Origin of the sequence: Pseudoroseomonas cervicalis, assembly GCF_030818485.1 — a bacterium.
In the GTDB taxonomy this organism is placed as follows: domain Bacteria; phylum Pseudomonadota; class Alphaproteobacteria; order Acetobacterales; family Acetobacteraceae; genus Pseudoroseomonas; species Pseudoroseomonas cervicalis_A.
The window spans coordinates 3,738,297-3,753,563 of sequence record NZ_JAUTAJ010000004.1; the positions used below are offsets into that span (position 1 = coordinate 3,738,297).

At 71.1% G+C, this 15,267-nt stretch carries 14 protein-coding genes; 7 read left to right on the forward strand and 7 right to left on the reverse strand.

What is annotated here, in order from left to right; translation table 11 throughout:
- Positions 1 to 136: 136 nt before the first annotated feature.
- Together QE401_RS21550 and QE401_RS21555 are read right to left on the reverse strand one after the other, a co-directional pair.
- Positions 137 to 1,075 (reverse strand): DUF2891 domain-containing protein, encoded by a 939-nt coding sequence (locus QE401_RS21550; RefSeq protein WP_307140144.1) that lies wholly within the window; start codon positions 1,073 to 1,075, stop codon positions 137 to 139.
- 31 nt (positions 1,076 to 1,106) lie between these two features.
- A complete protein-coding gene (locus QE401_RS21555) occupies positions 1,107 to 2,240 on the reverse strand; it encodes a DNA topoisomerase IB (RefSeq protein ID WP_307140145.1) in 1,134 nt (377 codons plus the stop codon).
- Between the two features lie 60 nt (positions 2,241 to 2,300).
- On the opposite strand from QE401_RS21555, the gene QE401_RS21560 reads away from it, so the two are divergent.
- From QE401_RS21560 to QE401_RS21575, 4 genes are all read left to right on the forward strand, one after another.
- The gene (locus tag QE401_RS21560) at positions 2,301 to 2,753 is read left to right on the forward strand and encodes a GNAT family N-acetyltransferase (RefSeq protein ID WP_307140146.1); all 453 of its coding nucleotides are present in this window, start codon (positions 2,301 to 2,303) and stop codon (positions 2,751 to 2,753) included.
- A gap of 53 nt (positions 2,754 to 2,806) precedes the next feature.
- Positions 2,807 to 3,736 (forward strand): alpha/beta hydrolase family protein, encoded by a 930-nt coding sequence (locus QE401_RS21565; RefSeq protein ID WP_307140147.1) that lies wholly within the window; start codon positions 2,807 to 2,809, stop codon positions 3,734 to 3,736.
- A gap of 28 nt (positions 3,737 to 3,764) precedes the next feature.
- Positions 3,765 to 4,382: a ribonuclease HII gene (locus QE401_RS21570; protein ID WP_307140148.1), complete on the forward strand. Its 618-nt coding sequence runs from the start codon at positions 3,765 to 3,767 to the stop codon at positions 4,380 to 4,382.
- Positions 4,383 to 4,538: 156 nt separating this feature from the next.
- A complete protein-coding gene (locus QE401_RS21575) occupies positions 4,539 to 5,573 on the forward strand; it encodes a site-specific DNA-methyltransferase (protein WP_307140287.1) in 1,035 nt (344 codons plus the stop codon).
- A 68-nt stretch (positions 5,574 to 5,641) separates the two neighbouring features.
- On the opposite strand, the gene QE401_RS21580 is transcribed toward QE401_RS21575, so the two are convergent.
- Positions 5,642 to 6,880, reverse strand: coding sequence for an MFS transporter (locus QE401_RS21580; protein ID WP_307140149.1), 1,239 nt, complete (start codon positions 6,878 to 6,880; stop codon positions 5,642 to 5,644).
- A 131-nt stretch (positions 6,881 to 7,011) separates the two neighbouring features.
- Entirely contained in the window at positions 7,012 to 8,178 is a 1,167-nt protein-coding gene (locus QE401_RS21585) for a multidrug effflux MFS transporter (protein WP_307140150.1), read from the reverse strand.
- Between the two features lie 368 nt (positions 8,179 to 8,546).
- Between QE401_RS21585 and QE401_RS21590 the strand changes: the two genes are divergently transcribed.
- Together QE401_RS21590 and QE401_RS21595 are read left to right on the forward strand one after the other, a co-directional pair.
- Positions 8,547 to 9,581: an amino acid ABC transporter substrate-binding protein gene (locus tag QE401_RS21590; RefSeq protein WP_307140151.1), complete on the forward strand. Its 1,035-nt coding sequence runs from the start codon at positions 8,547 to 8,549 to the stop codon at positions 9,579 to 9,581.
- Between the two features lie 198 nt (positions 9,582 to 9,779).
- Positions 9,780 to 11,162, forward strand: a complete 1,383-nt coding sequence (locus QE401_RS21595; RefSeq protein ID WP_307140152.1) for an amino acid ABC transporter substrate-binding protein — start codon at positions 9,780 to 9,782, stop codon at positions 11,160 to 11,162.
- Positions 11,163 to 11,843: 681 nt separating this feature from the next.
- Here the strand turns inward: QE401_RS21595 and QE401_RS21600 are convergent.
- Together QE401_RS21600 and QE401_RS21605 are read right to left on the reverse strand one after the other, a co-directional pair.
- Positions 11,844 to 12,119, reverse strand: coding sequence for an acylphosphatase (locus QE401_RS21600; protein WP_307140153.1), 276 nt, complete (start codon positions 12,117 to 12,119; stop codon positions 11,844 to 11,846).
- Positions 12,120 to 12,136: 17 nt separating this feature from the next.
- Positions 12,137 to 12,844: an ATP12 family chaperone protein gene (locus tag QE401_RS21605; RefSeq protein ID WP_307140154.1), complete on the reverse strand. Its 708-nt coding sequence runs from the start codon at positions 12,842 to 12,844 to the stop codon at positions 12,137 to 12,139.
- Between the two features lie 238 nt (positions 12,845 to 13,082).
- Here QE401_RS21605 and QE401_RS21610 point away from each other — a divergent pair, with 238 nt between their 5' ends.
- Positions 13,083 to 13,646, forward strand: coding sequence for a GNAT family N-acetyltransferase (locus tag QE401_RS21610; protein ID WP_307140155.1), 564 nt, complete (start codon positions 13,083 to 13,085; stop codon positions 13,644 to 13,646).
- A gap of 123 nt (positions 13,647 to 13,769) precedes the next feature.
- Here QE401_RS21610 and QE401_RS21615 read toward each other — a convergent pair whose 3' ends face one another.
- A complete protein-coding gene (locus QE401_RS21615) occupies positions 13,770 to 15,266 on the reverse strand; it encodes a malate synthase G (protein ID WP_475638096.1) in 1,497 nt (498 codons plus the stop codon).
- Between the last annotated feature and the right edge of the window lies 1 nt (position 15,267).

The following is a 15,267-nucleotide window of genomic DNA, read 5'->3' on the forward strand; positions in this document are numbered from 1 at the left end:
GCCCGCCGGCCGCCAGCGGCGGCCGGCCCTGACAGAGACTGAAGGGGTCCGGGGAAGCTGTGCTTCCCCGGATTCTTTTTCAGAATCTTCTTTTTCTGAAGAAAAAGAAGCAAAAAGACTTTTTTCAGTTTGGCGCTCAGCCTTCGAGGGCGAGCACCGCGAAGCTGGCCAGCCAGTGTTCGCCCATATAGTCGCCGGCGACATGCGGCAGGCCTGCTTCCAGGTGGCGCTGCGCCACCTTCTTCTGACCGAGATTGCGCCAGCACCAGGCGCGGCTGAGGTTCAGCCCATCCAGATGCGCGATCTTGCCGTCGCTGCGGTCGCTGACCGTGGCGGGGGTGAAGAGCGTCGCCGGCTCCTGCTGCGCCAGGCGCGGCAGGAAGGCGCGGCACCAGGGGGCGAATTCCTCGGGCGGCAGCAGGCGGCGCATCGCCTCGGCCTCGATCAGGGTGGAGGAGAGGAAATCATCGCCGGAGGGTTCGCCCCAGGCCGGGGCGTCGCGATCCTCGCCATACCAGCTTCGGGCGGTGTCGCGCAGCAGGGCCAGAAACTCCGCATCGGCATAGTCGGCGGCGAGGCGCAGGGCGAAGGCGGTGTTGAAATGCGTGCCCACGCGCACCGGGTAGGTGGCTTTCGGCAGGAAATCGCGGAACTTCTGTTCGACCAGCACGCCGAGCGGTGCGGTGGCGGCCTCCCATTCCGTGCCGCGCAGCGTGGCGCAGAGCTTCAGCGCCCAGGCCCAGCCATAGGGCCGCTCGAAGCCGCGTGAGGAGGGGCGGGAGAGATAGGCGCATTCGCCAGCGATTTTTGTCGGTGTGAGCTTGCGGCTGAACAGCGCGCGAATCTCGGCGGCGGGTTCCATGCCCGGAAAGCGCTGCAGCAGATGCGCCAGCAGCCAATAGCCATGCACGCAGGAATGCCAGTCGAAGCTGCCGTGGAAGATGGGGTAGAGCTGGCTCGGCGTGCCGACATCCTCCGGCCCCGCCATGGCATGGGCGATCTTGGTGGGATATTCGCGCTCGACATGGCCGAGGGCGATGCGGGCGAAGCGGCTGGCGAGGTCTTCGGTGAGCATGGCGCGATTCTGCCGCGCCAGACGCGCCCTGTCACGCCGTGGCGGCGGCGGCCAGGCGCTTGCGCAGGAAGGCCAGCACGGCGGCTTCCTCCGGCTTGAGGGAGGGCAAATCCTCGCGCAGCTCGGCCTCGATCTCGCGCTTCACGCGCAGCGCCAGCGCGCCCTGCAGGTAGCTGTCCAGCACCTCGGGGTGCACATAGCATTGTCGGCAGATGGCGGGCGTGTTGCCGAGGCGGGAGGCCGCCTTCTCGATCGCCGCCTTGACGTTGCGCTTGGCCGCGGCCTCGCTGTCGAAGGCGGCGAATTCCGACAGGGCCAGCGCCGCCAGCACGGTGCCGGCCCAGGTGCGGAAATCCTTGGCGGTGATGTCGCGGCCGCTGATCTCGCGGAGATACGCGTTCACTTCGGCGGAATCGACGGATTGCCGTTCGCCATCCTCGTCGATGTACTGGAACAGCGCCTGGCCGGGCAGTTCCTGGCAGGCGCGCACCACCCGCGCCACGCGCCGGTCGCGCAGCGACAATTTCCAGTCCTTGCCGCTCTTGGCGCGGAAGGCGAAGCGCAGCTCGTCGCCGCGCAGCGCCACATGGCGGTTGCGCAGCGTGGTCAGGCCGTAGCTGCCATTGGCCTGGGCGTAATCCTCGTTGCCGACGCGGATCAGCGTGGTGTCCAGCAGATGCACGATGGTGGCCAGCACCTTGCGCCGGCCGAGGCCGCGCTCGGCCATGTCCTCCGCCACCCGGGCACGCAGCTGCGGCAGCGCGCGGGCGAATTCCATGACGTGGTGGTATTTCGTGGCATCGCGCTGCGCCCGCCAATCCGGGTGGTAGCGATACTGCTTGCGGCCGCGCGCATCGCGCCCGGTGGCCTGGATATGGCCATCGGCGCGCGGGCAGAACCAGACTTCCGTCCAGGCCGGCGGCACCGCCAGGCTGCGCAGCCGCGCCAGCACCGCCTTGTCGCGCACGGGCCTGCCCGTGGCGTCGCGATAGCTCCAGCCGGTGCCGCTGCGCCGCCGCGTCAGGCCGGGGCCGTCATCCGAGACATAGCGCAGCCCGGCGGCGCGCGCCGCCGCCTCGGGCTCCACGGGTGGTGGTGGTGGCGGCGGTGCGGTGCGGCGGGGGCGGCGCGGTGTCTCGACCGCGGAGGCAGTCTCGGTCAGCATGATGTCCAGCAACGCGCGCCGGGCCGTTCCGGTTCCGCGTCCCGCCGGAGACACGCCAAGATGAGTGCCGCCTTCCAGATCCTGCCGCTCGCGCCGGAGCATCGTGCCGAATGGGAACGCCTCTACCAGGGCTATGCGGCATTCTACCGCGTCACCCAGACGCCGGAGATGCGCGAGACGGTCTGGGGCTGGATCCACGACCCGGCGCATGAGGTGCAGGCCTTCATCGCGCTCTCGCCGGAGGGCAAGGGGCTGGGCCTGGCGCATTACCGGCCCTTCGCGCGGCCGCTCTCGGCCAGCACGGGCGGTTTCCTGGATGATCTGTTCGTCGATCCGGCGGCGCGCGGCACCAGGCTGGCCGATGCGCTGATCGGCGCCATCGCCGAGATCGGGCGGCAGAAGGGGTGGAGCGTGATCCGCTGGATCACCGCGGAGGACAATTACCGCGGCCGCGCCGTCTATGACCGGGTGGCGGCGCTGACGCCCTGGAAGACTTACGATTTGAAGCTTTGAGGCAGGCCCGCCCGGGCTGGGAAAGCGGGTCGCGCGGGGCCATCTGAACGGCCATGCTGACCCGCCGCTCCGCCCTGGCGCTGCCCGCGCTGCTGCTGCCCCGCGCCGCCGGCGCCGTCACCACCACCCGCCAGGACTGGCCGGATGCCGAGCGGCAGCGCAGCCTGCCGGTGCTGCTGCGCCTGCCGCAAGGGCAGGGGCCGGTACCGCTGGTCATCATCTCGCATGGCCTTGGCGGCTCGCGCGAGGGGCTGGCCTATCTGGGGGAGGGGCTGTCGCAGGGCGGCATCGCCGCGCTGCATGTGCAGCACCCCGGCACCGATGACAGCCTGTGGCGCGGCAACGCCAACCGGCAGGCGAATTTCGCCGCCGCCGCCAGCGATGCCGGCCGGGCGCTGGACCGGCTGCGCGACATCATCTTCCTGCTCGACGCCATCCCGCGCCGGCCGGAGCTGGCGGGCCGCGTGGATGCGCGCCGCATCGGCATCGCCGGGCATTCCTATGGCGCCTGGCTGGTGCAGCACATGCTGGGCCAGCGCCTGCCCGGCGGCGATCGCGGCCTGACCCTGCCGGAGCCGCGGCTCTCGGCCGGCATCGCCCTCTCGCCCATGCCGCCGGAGGGGCTGCCGCCGCGCCTGGCCTTCGCCCGCGTCACCGCGCCGATGCTCTCCATCACCGGCAGCGAGGACCATAGCTGGATCGGCGGGGTGCGGGCCGAGGCGCGGCGCATCCCCTACGATTCCATCGACGCGCCGGGTGCGCTGGCGGTGCTGCGGGGGGCCGGCCATGCCAGCTTCGCCGGCGAGCCCGGCGTCGGCGGGCGATGGGAGGAGGACACCTACCACAACCGCGCCGCGGGCCTTGCCCTGGCCTTCCTGCGCGCCCTATGGCTGGGCGATGCCGCCGCCCGTGCCTTCCTGCGGGACGGCGCCCCCGGCCTGCTGGCCGCGGGCGACAGGCTGGAGAGCAAGGGCCTGGCCTGAGCGGGGGCTGAGCAGGGGTTGGGGCGGAATGCCGGACTACACGCTGGAGCTGGCGGCGGGCGGACGCGTCGCGGGCGTCGATGAGGCCGGGCGCGGCCCGCTGGCCGGCCCGGTGATGGCGGCCGCCGTGATGTTCCACGGCGCGCCCCCCGACACGCTGGCCATGCTGCTGGATGACAGCAAGAAGCTCTCGGCCGAGAAGCGGGAGGCGGCCTATGCCGTGCTGCGCGCCGCCGCCCGCGCCGGCGTGCTGGACTATGCCATCGCCGCCGCCTCGGCCGCCGAGATCGGAAGGCTGAACATCCTGCGCGCCACGCATCTGGCGATGTGGCGCGCCGTCTCCCGCCTGCGGGCGCTGCCGGAGGTGGTGCTGGTGGATGGCAATGCGGCGCCGCGCCTGCCCTGCGCCACGCGCTGCGTGGTGAAGGGGGATTCGCTCAGCCTGTCGATCGCCGCCGCCTCGATCCTGGCCAAGGTGACGCGCGACCGCGCCATGAGCCGGCTGGATGGCCGCTGGCCGGGCTATGGCTTCGCCCGCCATGCCGGCTACCCCACGGCGGCGCACCGCGCGGCGCTGGAGAAGCTCGGGCCCTGCCCGCATCACCGGCGCGGCTTCGCGCCGGTGGATCAGCTGGCGCTGCTCTGATCCGTCCGGCACGCTGGAGGAATGGCATCCCGGCTTCCTTGACGGCGCGACTCCGCCCCGCGCATTGTCCGCCTTCGAGTCGCTGGGGGTTTCGCGGGCGTGGGGACGGGGCTGGATCTGCCGTTGGACTGCATCCTGGAGGGGGATTGCATCGAGATGCTGCGGGCGCTGCCGCCGGCCTCGGTGCACGCCATCTTCGCGGATCCGCCCTACAATCTGCAGCTGAAGGGCGAGCTGCGCCGGCCGGATGAGAGCGTGGTCGATGGCGTGGACGATGCCTGGGACCGGTTCTCGGACCTCGCGGCCTATGATTCCTTCACCCGCGCCTGGCTGACCGAGGCGCGGCGCGTGCTGCGCAAGGATGGCACCATCTGGGTCATCGGCAGCTACCACAATGTCTTCCGCCTGGGCGTCGCGCTGCAGGATCTCGACTTCTGGATCCTGAACGACGTCATCTGGCGCAAGGCCAACCCGATGCCGAATTTCCGCGGCCGCCGCTTCACCAACGCGCATGAGACGCTGATCTGGGCCTCGCGCGGGCAGGAGAGCCGCTACAAGTTCAACTACACCGCCATGAAGTCGCTGAACGACGATGTGCAGATGCGCAGCGACTGGTTCATCCCGCTCTGCACCGGGGGCGAGCGGCTGCGCGACGAGAAGGGCCAGAAGGTCCATCCCACGCAGAAGCCCGAGGCGCTGCTGCACCGGGTGATCCTCTCCTGCACCTCGCCCGGCGATGTGGTGCTGGACCCCTTCCTGGGCAGCGGCACCACCGCCGCCGTCGCCCGCCGCCTCGGCCGCCGCTATATCGGCATCGAGCGCGACCCGACCTACGCCGCCGCCGCCCGCGCCCGCATCCAGGCGGTGGAGCCGCTGTCGGAAAGCGCCATGCTGGTGACGCCGACCAAGCGCGAGCAGCCGCGTATTCCCTTCGGCGCGCTGGTCGAGCGCGGGCTGGTGCCGCCGGGTGCGCGGCTGGTGGACCGGCACCGCCGCTTCGTGGCCGAGGTGGGGGCCGATGGGTCTCTCCGCTGCGGCAAGGCGCAGGGCTCGATCCACCAGGTGGGCGCGGCGGTGCAGGAGGCGCCCTCCTGCAATGGCTGGCTGTTCTGGCATGTCGAGCGGCGCGACGGCACGCTGCGCCTGCTGGACGAGCTGCGCGCCGAACTGGTCGCCAGCCAGGGCGGCTGAACGCCGCCCCTGAGAGGGGCCTTGCCCCTCTCACTCCCCACCAAAGGCCTGAGGCCTTTGGAAACCCGTCAGTGCGCCTCGGCCCGGCGTGTGGTGGCCAGGAACAGCACCGTGCAGGCCAGCACGCAGACGCCGAGAAAAGCGATCGCCGCGCCCGGCCCGTGGCTGGCACCCACCGGGCCTGACGCCGCCTGCAGCACCGCCGCGCCCAGGAAGAAGGACAGGTTGACGGCGGAAAGCGCCTTGCCGGCCTCGTCCGGCGGCACGGCGGCCCGCGTCATGGCGAAGATCAGCGGCTGGATCGAGATGCTGAGGCCGAAGCCGAACAGCAGCAGCGCATCGCCCGAGGGCGGCAGCATGGCGAAGCCCAGCAGGCCGGCCAGCCAGCCGCCCGGGCCGCCGGCGGCCAGCAGCAGCAGCAGCAGACCGGCCAGCGCATGGCCCAGCGCCAGCAGGGCGCGCCGCTGGCCGAGCCGGCGGTCCAGCACCCCGGCCAGCGCCGGCCCGGCGATCAGCGCCAGGGTGCAGACCAGCAGCACATTGCCGGCCTCGATGCGCGGCAGGCCCTTCACCTCCATCAGCCAGGGCCCGCCCCACAGCCCGCGCACCCCGATCACCACGGCGAAGGAGGCGAAGGCCAGCAGCACCATGCCGCGCAGCCGCCGCCCGAGCCCCATGCGCAGCACCAGCCGCGCATCCTGCACGAGCGTCGGGTGCGGGCCGGGATTGGGGGCGGGGGCGGGCACCAGCCGCGCCACCAGCAGCGCCACCACCAGGCCGAGCGCCGCCGCCGCCCAGAAGCCGGCGCGCCAGCCCTGCCGCTCCACCAGCCAGGCCAGCGGCGAGGCGGAGAGCAGCATGCCGACATTGCCCACCCCCTGGATCAGCCCGGACCACAGGCCGAATTTCGCCGGCGTCAGCAGCTTGGCGGCGAGCGTCATCGGGCAGAGCAGCATGCCGCAGCAGCCGAGGCCGAGCACGATCTGCGCCAGCAGGAAACCCGGCGCGCCGCCGACCAGCGCCGCCAGCACCGCGCCGAGGGTGATGGTGGCCAGCAGCACCAGCGCCACCGGCCGCACCCCGTAGCGGTCCAGCGCCACGCCGAGCGGGATCTGCCCGGCGGCGAAGGCGAAGTGATAGGCGCCGGTCAGGCTGGCCAGCCCCTCGGCCGAGACGCCGAGATCGGCCGAGAGCACATCGGCCGCGATGGCCGGCAGGGTGCGCACCAGGTTGGACAGCATATGGCCGCAGGCCAGCACCAGCAGCGGCGCCATGAAGGCGGCCGAGCCCTCGCGCGGGGGGGTCATGGCATTTCCTCGGTTCCTCTTGGCGGCCGCCCCGGCAGGGCAGGCCACAGCGCAGGCCTAGCAGAGGCCGCGCCGCCTGCCTGCCCCCTCCGCCCGCATGGCAGCTTGGCGCCGGGAGGAAAAGCGCCGCCTCAGCGGCGCGGGCGCAGCCGCTCCGCCACCACCACGCCGAGGGCGCCCGCCAGCATCAGCAGCGCCATCGGCCGCGCCGTGCCATCGGCGAAATAGCTGAGCAGCAGGCCGCTGCTGCCGGCGATGGTGAATTGCAGCGTGCCCATCAGCGCCGAGGCCGAGCCGGCCTGGCTGGCATGGCGCGACAGCGCGCCCACCGCCGCATTGGGCAGCACGAAGGCGCTGGCCGAGACGGCGACGAAGATCGGCGCCATCAGCACCGCCCAATGCGCGGGCGATGCGAAGGCGAGCAGCGCCAGCACCCCGGCCGCCAGCAGGATCAGCAGCCCCGCCAGCCGCACCAGCCGCTGCGCCCCGAGCCGCAGCAGCAGCATCGGGTTGAACTGCGAGGCGATGATGAAGCCCGCCGCGTTCAGCCCGAAGATCAGCCCGAAGCGGGTCGGGTCCAGCCTGAACATGCCGACGAAGACGGCGGCCGAGCCGCCGACATAGGTGAACATCAGGAACATGCCGGCGCAGCCCATGGCGACATGCGCCAGGAAGTTCGGCTCGCGCAGGATCTGGAGGTAGCGCAGCAGCTGCGCGCCGAGGCCGAGGCGCAGCCGCCGCTCCGGCGCCAGCGTCTCCGGCAGCAGGCGCCAGACCAGCAGGGCGGAGAGCACCGCATAGGCGGAGGAGAACCAGAAGATCGGCCGCCAGCCGCCGAGCCCGATCATCAGCCCGCCCAGGCCCGGCGCCAGGATCGGCGCCGCGCCCATCACCAGCATCAGCCGCGACATCAGCCGCGCCGCGGCATGGCCATCCGCCAGGTCGCGCACGATGGCGCGCGGCAGCACCATGCTGGCCGAGCCGCCGAAGGCGGCGATGCAGCGGAACAGCGCCAGGCTCTGGATGTCGGTGGCCAGCGCGCAGCCGATCGAGCCCGCCAGATAGACCAGCAGCCCGGCGATCAGCGGCCGCCGCCGGCCCAGCCGGTCGCCCAGCGTTCCCTGCACCAGCTGCCCCACCGCCAGGCCGAGGAACCAGGCCGCCAGCGTCAGCTCCGCCGAGCCATGCGGGGCGCCGAAATCCGCCTCGATGGAGGGGAAGGCCGGCAGGTACATGTCGGTGGAGAGCGGCCCGATGGCGGTGAGGAAGCCGAGCAGCAGGGGAAGCCAGGCGGGCATGGGCAGCGTGTTCCAGGGGCGGAGGGGCGCGCGGAGGGGCAGGGCCGCACGCGGCCGGGCCGGCGCGGGGGGCAGGGAGGCTGGGCAATGCGCCCGTTGCCGCGCCGCCGCAAGCGGGGCCGTGTGACAGCGGGGCCGCGCCCCGGCTTTTCGCCGTTTCACGTTTCCGTGCCAGGGGCGCGCACGGTCGCGTTATACCGGATGCCAAACAAGAGGCAGAAATCCGGCGCGTTTGCCTGCTTCCTGGGCTGGCGCGGCTTGCTGTGCCTTTTCTGTCATCGCTCTGCGCTTGCGCGGCACCGGACCGTTTCCGAAACTGCCCAGGTCGCCGGCGCCGCGCGCCTGCGGGAAAAAACAGGGAGAGCAACATGTTCCGTACCGCCCTTGCGGCCGCCGGCGGCCTGGCCGTCGCGGCCGCCACCGCGCTGGGTCTTGCGTCCCCCGCCGCTGCGCAGGCCTCGGCCGACACGGTGGGCGCCATCCGCGCCCGCGGCGCCCTGATCTGCGGTGTCACCGGCACCACCGCCGGCTTCAGCCTGCCCGACAGCCAGGGCGTCATGCGCGGCATCGACGCCGATAGCTGCCGCGCCGTCGCCGCCGCCATCTTCGGCGACGCCAGCAAGGTGCGCTTCGTCAACACCACCTCGCAGAACCGCTTCACCGCGCTGCAATCGGGCGAGGTGGACCTGCTGGTGCGCAACACCACCTGGACGCTGTCGCGCGAGGCCTCGCTGGGCTTCGAATTCGCCAGCATCAATTTCTATGACGGCCAGGGCTTCATGGTGAAGACCTCGCTCAACGTCACCTCGGCCCGCGCGCTGGACGGCGCCACCGTCTGCGTCCAGCCCGGCACCACCACCGAGCTGAACCTCGCCGACTATTTCCGCAGCAACAACATGCGCTTCACCCCGGTGGTGATCGAGAGCGTCGAGGAGATCCGCACCGCCTTCAACTCCGGCCGCTGCGACGCCTACACCAACGACGCCTCCTCGCTGGCCGCCTTCCGCGCCACCCAGGCCAACCCGGCCGAATATGTGCTGCTGCCCGAGATCATCTCGAAGGAGCCGCTCGGCGCCGTGGTGCGCAAGGGCGACTGGAAGTTCTTCGACATCGTCCGCTGGGCGCATTTCGCGCAGCTGACCGCCGAGGAGCTGGGCATCACCAGCCAGAACCTGGCGAGCTTCGCCGACAGCCCGAACCCGGATGTGCAGCGCTTCATGGGTCGCAGCGGCGACCTGGGCAAGATGCTCGGCCTGCAGCCGGACTGGGCGGTGCAGATCATCCGCCAGGTCGGCAATTTCAGCGAGGTCTGGGAGCGCAACATCACCCCGCTCGGCGTGCAGCGCGGCATCAACCGCCTCTGGACCCAGGGCGGCCTGCAATACGCCCCCCCCATGCGTTAATTTTTTTCGGCTTCCGGTCAGGGCCGGGACGGGGGGTGCTGCACTGGGCCGGATATGCTCCGGCCCAGGATGGTGCCAGCGCCTGTCCGGCCTGCCGGCCGCTTCGGCACTGCCCTTTCGCCGCGGGCTCGCGGCATGATGTCCGGCACGCCGCCCCATCCCACGAAGCGGCGACCGCCTGACATGCACGGAGGAACGATGCGACGCCTTTCCGCGGCCCTGCTGGGCCTTGCCGCGCTGCTGGCCGGCGCCCTGCCCACCGCCCGCCCCGCCTCGGCGCAGCCCGCCGCCGACACCATGGCCGCCATCCGCGCCCGCGGCCACATCCTGTGCGGCGTGACGCCCAACACCATCGGCTTCGCCGCGCCGGACAGCCAGGGCGTGTTCCGCGGCCTGGACGCCGATTACTGCCGCGCCCTGGCCGTCGCCGTCTTCGGCGATCCGGAGAAGACGCGCTTCGTGCCCACCACCGCGCCGCAGCGCTTCCCCGCCCTGCAATCGGGCGAGGTGGATGTGCTGATCCGCACCACCACCTGGACCCTGTCGCGGGAGGCAGCGCTGGGCTTCGTCTTCGCCGGCGTCAATTTCTACGACGGCAACGGCTTCATGGTGCGCCGCGCGCTGGGCGTGCAATCGGCGCGGCAGCTGGACGGCGCCAGCGTCTGCCTGCAGCAGGGCTCCACCACCGAGCTGAACGTCACCGACTATTTCCGCACCCACAACATGCGGATGAACCCGGTGACCTTCGAGAATGTCGAGGAGATCCGCACCGCCTTCGCCGCCGGCCGCTGCGACGTCTATTCCTCCGACACCTCGACGCTCGCCGCCTTCCGCATCGGCCAGGGCCCGGCCGCCGACCAGTATGTGCTGCTGCCCGAGATCATCTCGAAGGAGCCGCTGGGCCCGGCCGTGCGCAAGGGCGATGCCCGCTGGTTCGACATCGTCCGCTGGACGCATTTCGCCCTGCTGACCGCCGAGGAGCTGGGCATCACCCAGGCCAACATCGCCCGCTTCGCCGACAGCACCAGCCCCGATGTGCAGCGCTTCCTGGGCCGCAGCGGCGATCTCGGCAGGATGCTCGGCCTGCAGCCGGACTGGGCGGCGCAGATCATCCGCCAGCTCGGCAATTTCGGCGAGATGTGGGAGCGCAGCATCACCCCCCATGGGCATCCAGCGCGGCATCAACGCCCAATGGAACCAGGGCGGCCTGCAATACGCCCCGCCCATGCGTTGATTTCTTTCGGCTGCCGGTCAGGGCCGCGACGGCGGGTGCTGCACTGGGCCGGGGATACTCCGGCCCAGCCTCGCGTCCCGCGTCTCAACTCGCCTGCGGCAGCCCGACAGAAGAATGGGAGGCGAGGATGGCGTCGTAGCGCTCGCGGCGCAGGCGCTCGTAATGCCGGCGGTGATGGCCGTCGATGCGCTGCAGCGTCTCCTCGGTCATCTTCGGGAAATCGTAGCGCTCACTTTCGGCGATGCGCATGCGGTCGAAGCCCATGCTGCGGAAATGCGCGGGCGAGAAGGAATTGCCGCGCTCGCCGATATAGCGGCCGAAGCTCACCGTGGTCAGCACCCGGCTGAGGCCGAGCTCCAGGCAGGCCAGGCTTTTCGCCGCATCCTGCGAGGACGCCTCGGAGGCGATGGAGAGCGGGCGGAACAGCTCGTAGATCTGCCGGTGCGGGCGTTCATTGTAGTCGCGCCCCTCGAGCAGGGCGTAGAAGGGCTCCAGCCAGCGCATCATCTGCCGCCAGCCCTCGCGCCGCAGCCCGAATCCCCAATGGTGCTCGAGCGGGATGTACTTCACCTCCGGCCCCGGATAGTCGCGCCGGTGGTCGCCATAGGCGCCGAAATAGGCGATGCGCGGGAAGGGCTCGGTGACCTGGCGCAGCTGCTCCAGCGCCCAGATATACCAGGGGCCGAGCTCCAGATCGTCCTCGAGGAAATAGCCCAGCTCGGCATTCAGCTCGTCGAAGACCAGCCGCTCGCCGCGCAGGATGTTGCGGGCGACCCCCAGATTGTGCGGGCTGGCCAGCACCTGGCCGCGCGGGAAATGCCGGCGGAAGGCGGCGGTGGAGGCGGTGATGGCGTCGTCGCTGGCATAGCGCTTCCCCGTGCGCGGCGAGACGGCGCCATCCTGCAGCAGCCAGATCCTCGCGGGGTCCAGCACCACGCCGCGCTGCATCGTCAGGCTGCGGCAGACCCGGTCCAGATAGTCCGGCCGGTCGAAGGCGAAGAGGATGATCGGGGTCTCGATGCGCGGGATCATTCGGTGGCCTCGCGCCGGAAGCCGGGGGTGGTGGGCGGCTCGGCGAATTCCTCGTCGATCTGCTCGACACGGGCCAGGCGCGGGCCGGCGCGGCAGGCGGTCAGCAGCGCGGCCACCGCGGCGGCATCGCCCGCCACCAGCGCCTCGACACTGCCATCGGCGCGGTTGCGCACCCAGCCCTGCACGCCGAGCTTCGTCGCCTCCGCCACCATCCAGTCGCGGTAGCCCACGCCATGCACCCGGCCCCGGATGCGCACCCGCTTCGCGTCCATCGCGCCCTCCTCAGGCGTCAGCCACGCGCCAGCGCCAGCAGGCGCGCGGCCAGGGCGACATCCTTCACCACCCCGTCCTGGCGCGCCAGCGCCTCGGCATCCTCGCCCCACAGCTCCTGCTGGAAGCTCTCATCCAGGAAGGCCAGGCGGCAGGCCTCGGCCGCGTCCAGCCGCCCCTCGGCCAGGGCCAGGCCCAGCACCAGGCTGCCCAGCGCCGGGATGGCCACGCCGAGCGCCGCCAGCTCCAGCGCGTTGCGGGTGGCGAGCGCGCGGCGCAGCGCGGCCAGCGACTCGGGCGGCTGCGCCACCGGCATGATGCCGCTGGTGACCTTCAGCGGGGCGTCCAGCGCCAGCGCCGCCCAGTCCAGCAGCGGCTGCCATTCGCGCGCCTGCCGCTCCGCCAGGCGCGGCTCGCCGGCGGCGTGGTAGCAGAGCAGGTCGGTGCCGCCATATTCGGCCAGCGCGGCGACGCTGGCCTCCGGGTCGGCGGCGATGCGCTCCAGCGCGGTCGCCACCACCCGGGTCAGCGGCACCTGCTCCATCGACATCTCGCCGCCCTTGGCGCCGCCGGCCTGCTGCCATTCCTCGGCCACCGCCTCGGCCAGGGCCAGGCTGGGCAGCAGCAGCGGGCCGCTGCCCGGCAGGCGCAGCGGCCGCCCATCCAGCTGCACGGCAAAGCCCTCGGCCGATGTCAGGGCCTCGGCCCGATCCCAGAAACGCTTCATGCCGGGCGGATTAGAGCAAAACCGCCCGGGCGTGGAGGCCCCGCCCGCCACCACACAAAGTTGAGAGAGGGTGAAGCCCACCATCGCTGCTGTACACTTCCGCAACGAAGCGCGCGGTGCCACACTGGCCCGTCTCAACAGAACCAGCCCCGGCCCGGGCGGCCCGGCGTGGTGGGATCGCCGGGCGCTGCCGGCGGCATCCCCCCGTCATGCGCCCTGGCCGGAAGGATAAGGCGCCATGACGGTCCTGACGGCGATACCCCAGGCGGCGATGGCCGAGCCGGTGCTGGTGCTGCCGGCCGGACCGCTGCACCAGCCCGGCATGCTGGCCATCTTCAACCAGGTCGTGGCGCACAGCACCGCCGTCTACACCGATGTGCCGCAGACGCTGGAGCAGCGCGCCGCCTGGTGCGCGCAGCGCCAGGCGCAGGGCTTTCCGGTGCTGGTGGCGCTGGGGGCGGAGGAGGGTGACGTGCTGGGCTTCGCCAGCTTCACCGAGTTCCGCGGCTGCTGGCCCGGCTTCCGCCACACGGTCGAGCATTCCGTGCATATCCGCGCCGATTGCCGCGGCCGGGGCCTGGGCACCCGCCTCGTCGCCGCGCTGATCGAGCAGGCGGTGCTGCTCGGCAAGCATGTCATGGTGGCGTCCATCGACGCCGAGAACGCACCCTCGATCCGCATGCATGAGCGGCTGGGCTTCCGGCAGGTGGCCTACATGCCGCAGGTCGGCTGCAAGTTCGGGCGCTGGCTGGATCTGGTGCTGATGCAGAAGCAGCTCAGCGAGCGACAGCCAGAAAGCTGAGGGTTCTTTTTTTGGAAAAAAGAACCAAAAAACTTTTCTCAGTTGGCGTCCCGCCTATGGCCTGAGGCGGGACGCCGAACTGAGAAAGTCTTTTTGCTTCTTTTTCTTCAGAAAAAGAAGATCTTAGGCTGCCTTTGCTTCCCGGCGCCGCCGATGCAGCACGAACTCGGTATACCCGTTCGGCTGCGCCGCGCCCTCGAACACCAGATCACACGCCGCCTGGAAGGCCGGCCCGTCGAAGCCCGGCGCCATCGGCACATAGGCCGCGTCGCCGGCATTCTGCTGGTCCACCACGGCGGCCATGCGCTTCAGCGTGTCCTCCACCTGGGCGCGGCTGACCACGCCATGGCGCAGCCAGTTGGCGATGTGCTGGGCGGAGATGCGCAGCGTTGCGCGGTCCTCCATCAGCCCGACATTGTTGATGTCCGGCACCTTGGAGCAGCCGACCCCCTGGTCCACCCAGCGCACCACATAGCCCAGGATGCCTTGCGCGTTGTTGTCCAGCTCCGCCTGCACATCGGCCGGCGCCCAGTTGCTGTCGGAGAGCGGGATGGTCAGGATGTCGTCCAGCTTGGCGCGCGGGCCGCCGGAGAGCAGCTCCTCCTGCCGCCGGGCGACGCTGACCTCGTGGTAGTGCATCGCATGCAGCGTGGCGGCGGTGGGGGAGGGCACCCAGGCGGTGTTGGCGCCGGCCCTGGGGTGGCCGATCTTCTGCACCAGCATGTCGGCCATCCGGTCCGGCATGGCCCACATGCCCTTGCCGATCTGCGACTTGCCGCGCAGGCCGCAGGAGAGGCCCGTGTCGACGTTCCAGTCCTCATAGGCCTTGATCCAGGCCGCGCCCTTCATGTCGTTCTTGCGCAGCACCGGGCCGGCTTCCATCGCGGTGTGGATCTCGTCGCCGGTGCGGTCGAGGAAGCCGGTGTTGATGAAGGCGACCCGCTCCTTCGCCGCGGCGATGCAGGCGCGGAGATTGACGGTGGTGCGCCGCTCCTCATCCATGATGCCCATCTTCAGCGTGTTGGCCGGCAGGCCGAAGGCCTGCTCGACGCGGCTGAACAATTCGTTCGCCCAGGCCACTTCCTTCGGCCCATGCATCTTCGGCTTGACGATGTAGACCGAGCCGGCGCGGCTGTTGCGCCGCGCGCCCCGCAGATCGTGCAGCGCGATGGCGACGGTGGCCAGCGCGTCGAGGATGGTCTCCGGCACCTCCTTGCCATCCAGCGTCACCGCGTCCGTCATCATGTGGTGGCCGACATTGCGCACCAGCATCAGGCTGCGGCCATGCAGCGTCAGCGTCGAGCCGTCCGGCGCGGTGTAGATGCGGTCCGGGTTCAGCCGGCGCGTCAGCGTGCGGCCATCCTTCTCGAACTTCGCCTCGAGGTCGCCCTTCATCAGGCCGAGCCAGGCGCGATAGACCTCCACCTTGTCCGCCGCATCGACGGCGGCCACCGAATCCTCGCAATCCATGATGGTGGAGATGGCGGATTCGGCGATGACATCGGCGATGCCGGCCGGGTCGTCCTTGCCGATCGGATGCGCCTTGTCGAGGCGCAGCTCCAGATGCAGCCCATTGTTGCGCAGCAGGATGGCGGGTGGGCGCCGTGGCCTCGCCCGCATA

Excerpts from the sequence above, each read along its gene's own strand:
- QE401_RS21550 (WP_307140144.1), bottom strand. The coding sequence starts at position 1,075 with ATGCTCACCGAAGACCTCGCCAGCCGCTTCGCCCGCATCGCCCTCGGC.
- QE401_RS21555 (WP_307140145.1), bottom strand. The coding sequence starts at position 2,240 with ATGCTGACCGAGACTGCCTCCGCGGTCGAGACACCGCGCCGCCCCCGC.
- QE401_RS21560 (WP_307140146.1), top strand. The coding sequence starts at position 2,301 with ATGAGTGCCGCCTTCCAGATCCTGCCGCTCGCGCCGGAGCATCGTGCC.
- QE401_RS21565 (WP_307140147.1), top strand. The coding sequence starts at position 2,807 with ATGCTGACCCGCCGCTCCGCCCTGGCGCTGCCCGCGCTGCTGCTGCCC.
- QE401_RS21570 (WP_307140148.1), top strand. The coding sequence starts at position 3,765 with ATGCCGGACTACACGCTGGAGCTGGCGGCGGGCGGACGCGTCGCGGGC.
- QE401_RS21575 (WP_307140287.1), top strand. The coding sequence starts at position 4,539 with ATGCTGCGGGCGCTGCCGCCGGCCTCGGTGCACGCCATCTTCGCGGAT.
- QE401_RS21580 (WP_307140149.1), bottom strand. The coding sequence starts at position 6,880 with ATGACCCCCCCGCGCGAGGGCTCGGCCGCCTTCATGGCGCCGCTGCTG.
- QE401_RS21585 (WP_307140150.1), bottom strand. The coding sequence starts at position 8,178 with ATGCCCGCCTGGCTTCCCCTGCTGCTCGGCTTCCTCACCGCCATCGGG.
- QE401_RS21590 (WP_307140151.1), top strand. The coding sequence starts at position 8,547 with ATGTTCCGTACCGCCCTTGCGGCCGCCGGCGGCCTGGCCGTCGCGGCC.
- QE401_RS21595 (WP_307140152.1), top strand. The coding sequence starts at position 9,780 with ATGCGACGCCTTTCCGCGGCCCTGCTGGGCCTTGCCGCGCTGCTGGCC.
- QE401_RS21600 (WP_307140153.1), bottom strand. The coding sequence starts at position 12,119 with ATGGACGCGAAGCGGGTGCGCATCCGGGGCCGGGTGCATGGCGTGGGC.
- QE401_RS21605 (WP_307140154.1), bottom strand. The coding sequence starts at position 12,844 with ATGAAGCGTTTCTGGGATCGGGCCGAGGCCCTGACATCGGCCGAGGGC.
- QE401_RS21610 (WP_307140155.1), top strand. The coding sequence starts at position 13,083 with ATGACGGTCCTGACGGCGATACCCCAGGCGGCGATGGCCGAGCCGGTG.
- QE401_RS21615 (WP_475638096.1), bottom strand. The coding sequence starts at position 15,266 with ATGCGGGCGAGGCCACGGCGCCCACCCGCCATCCTGCTGCGCAACAAT.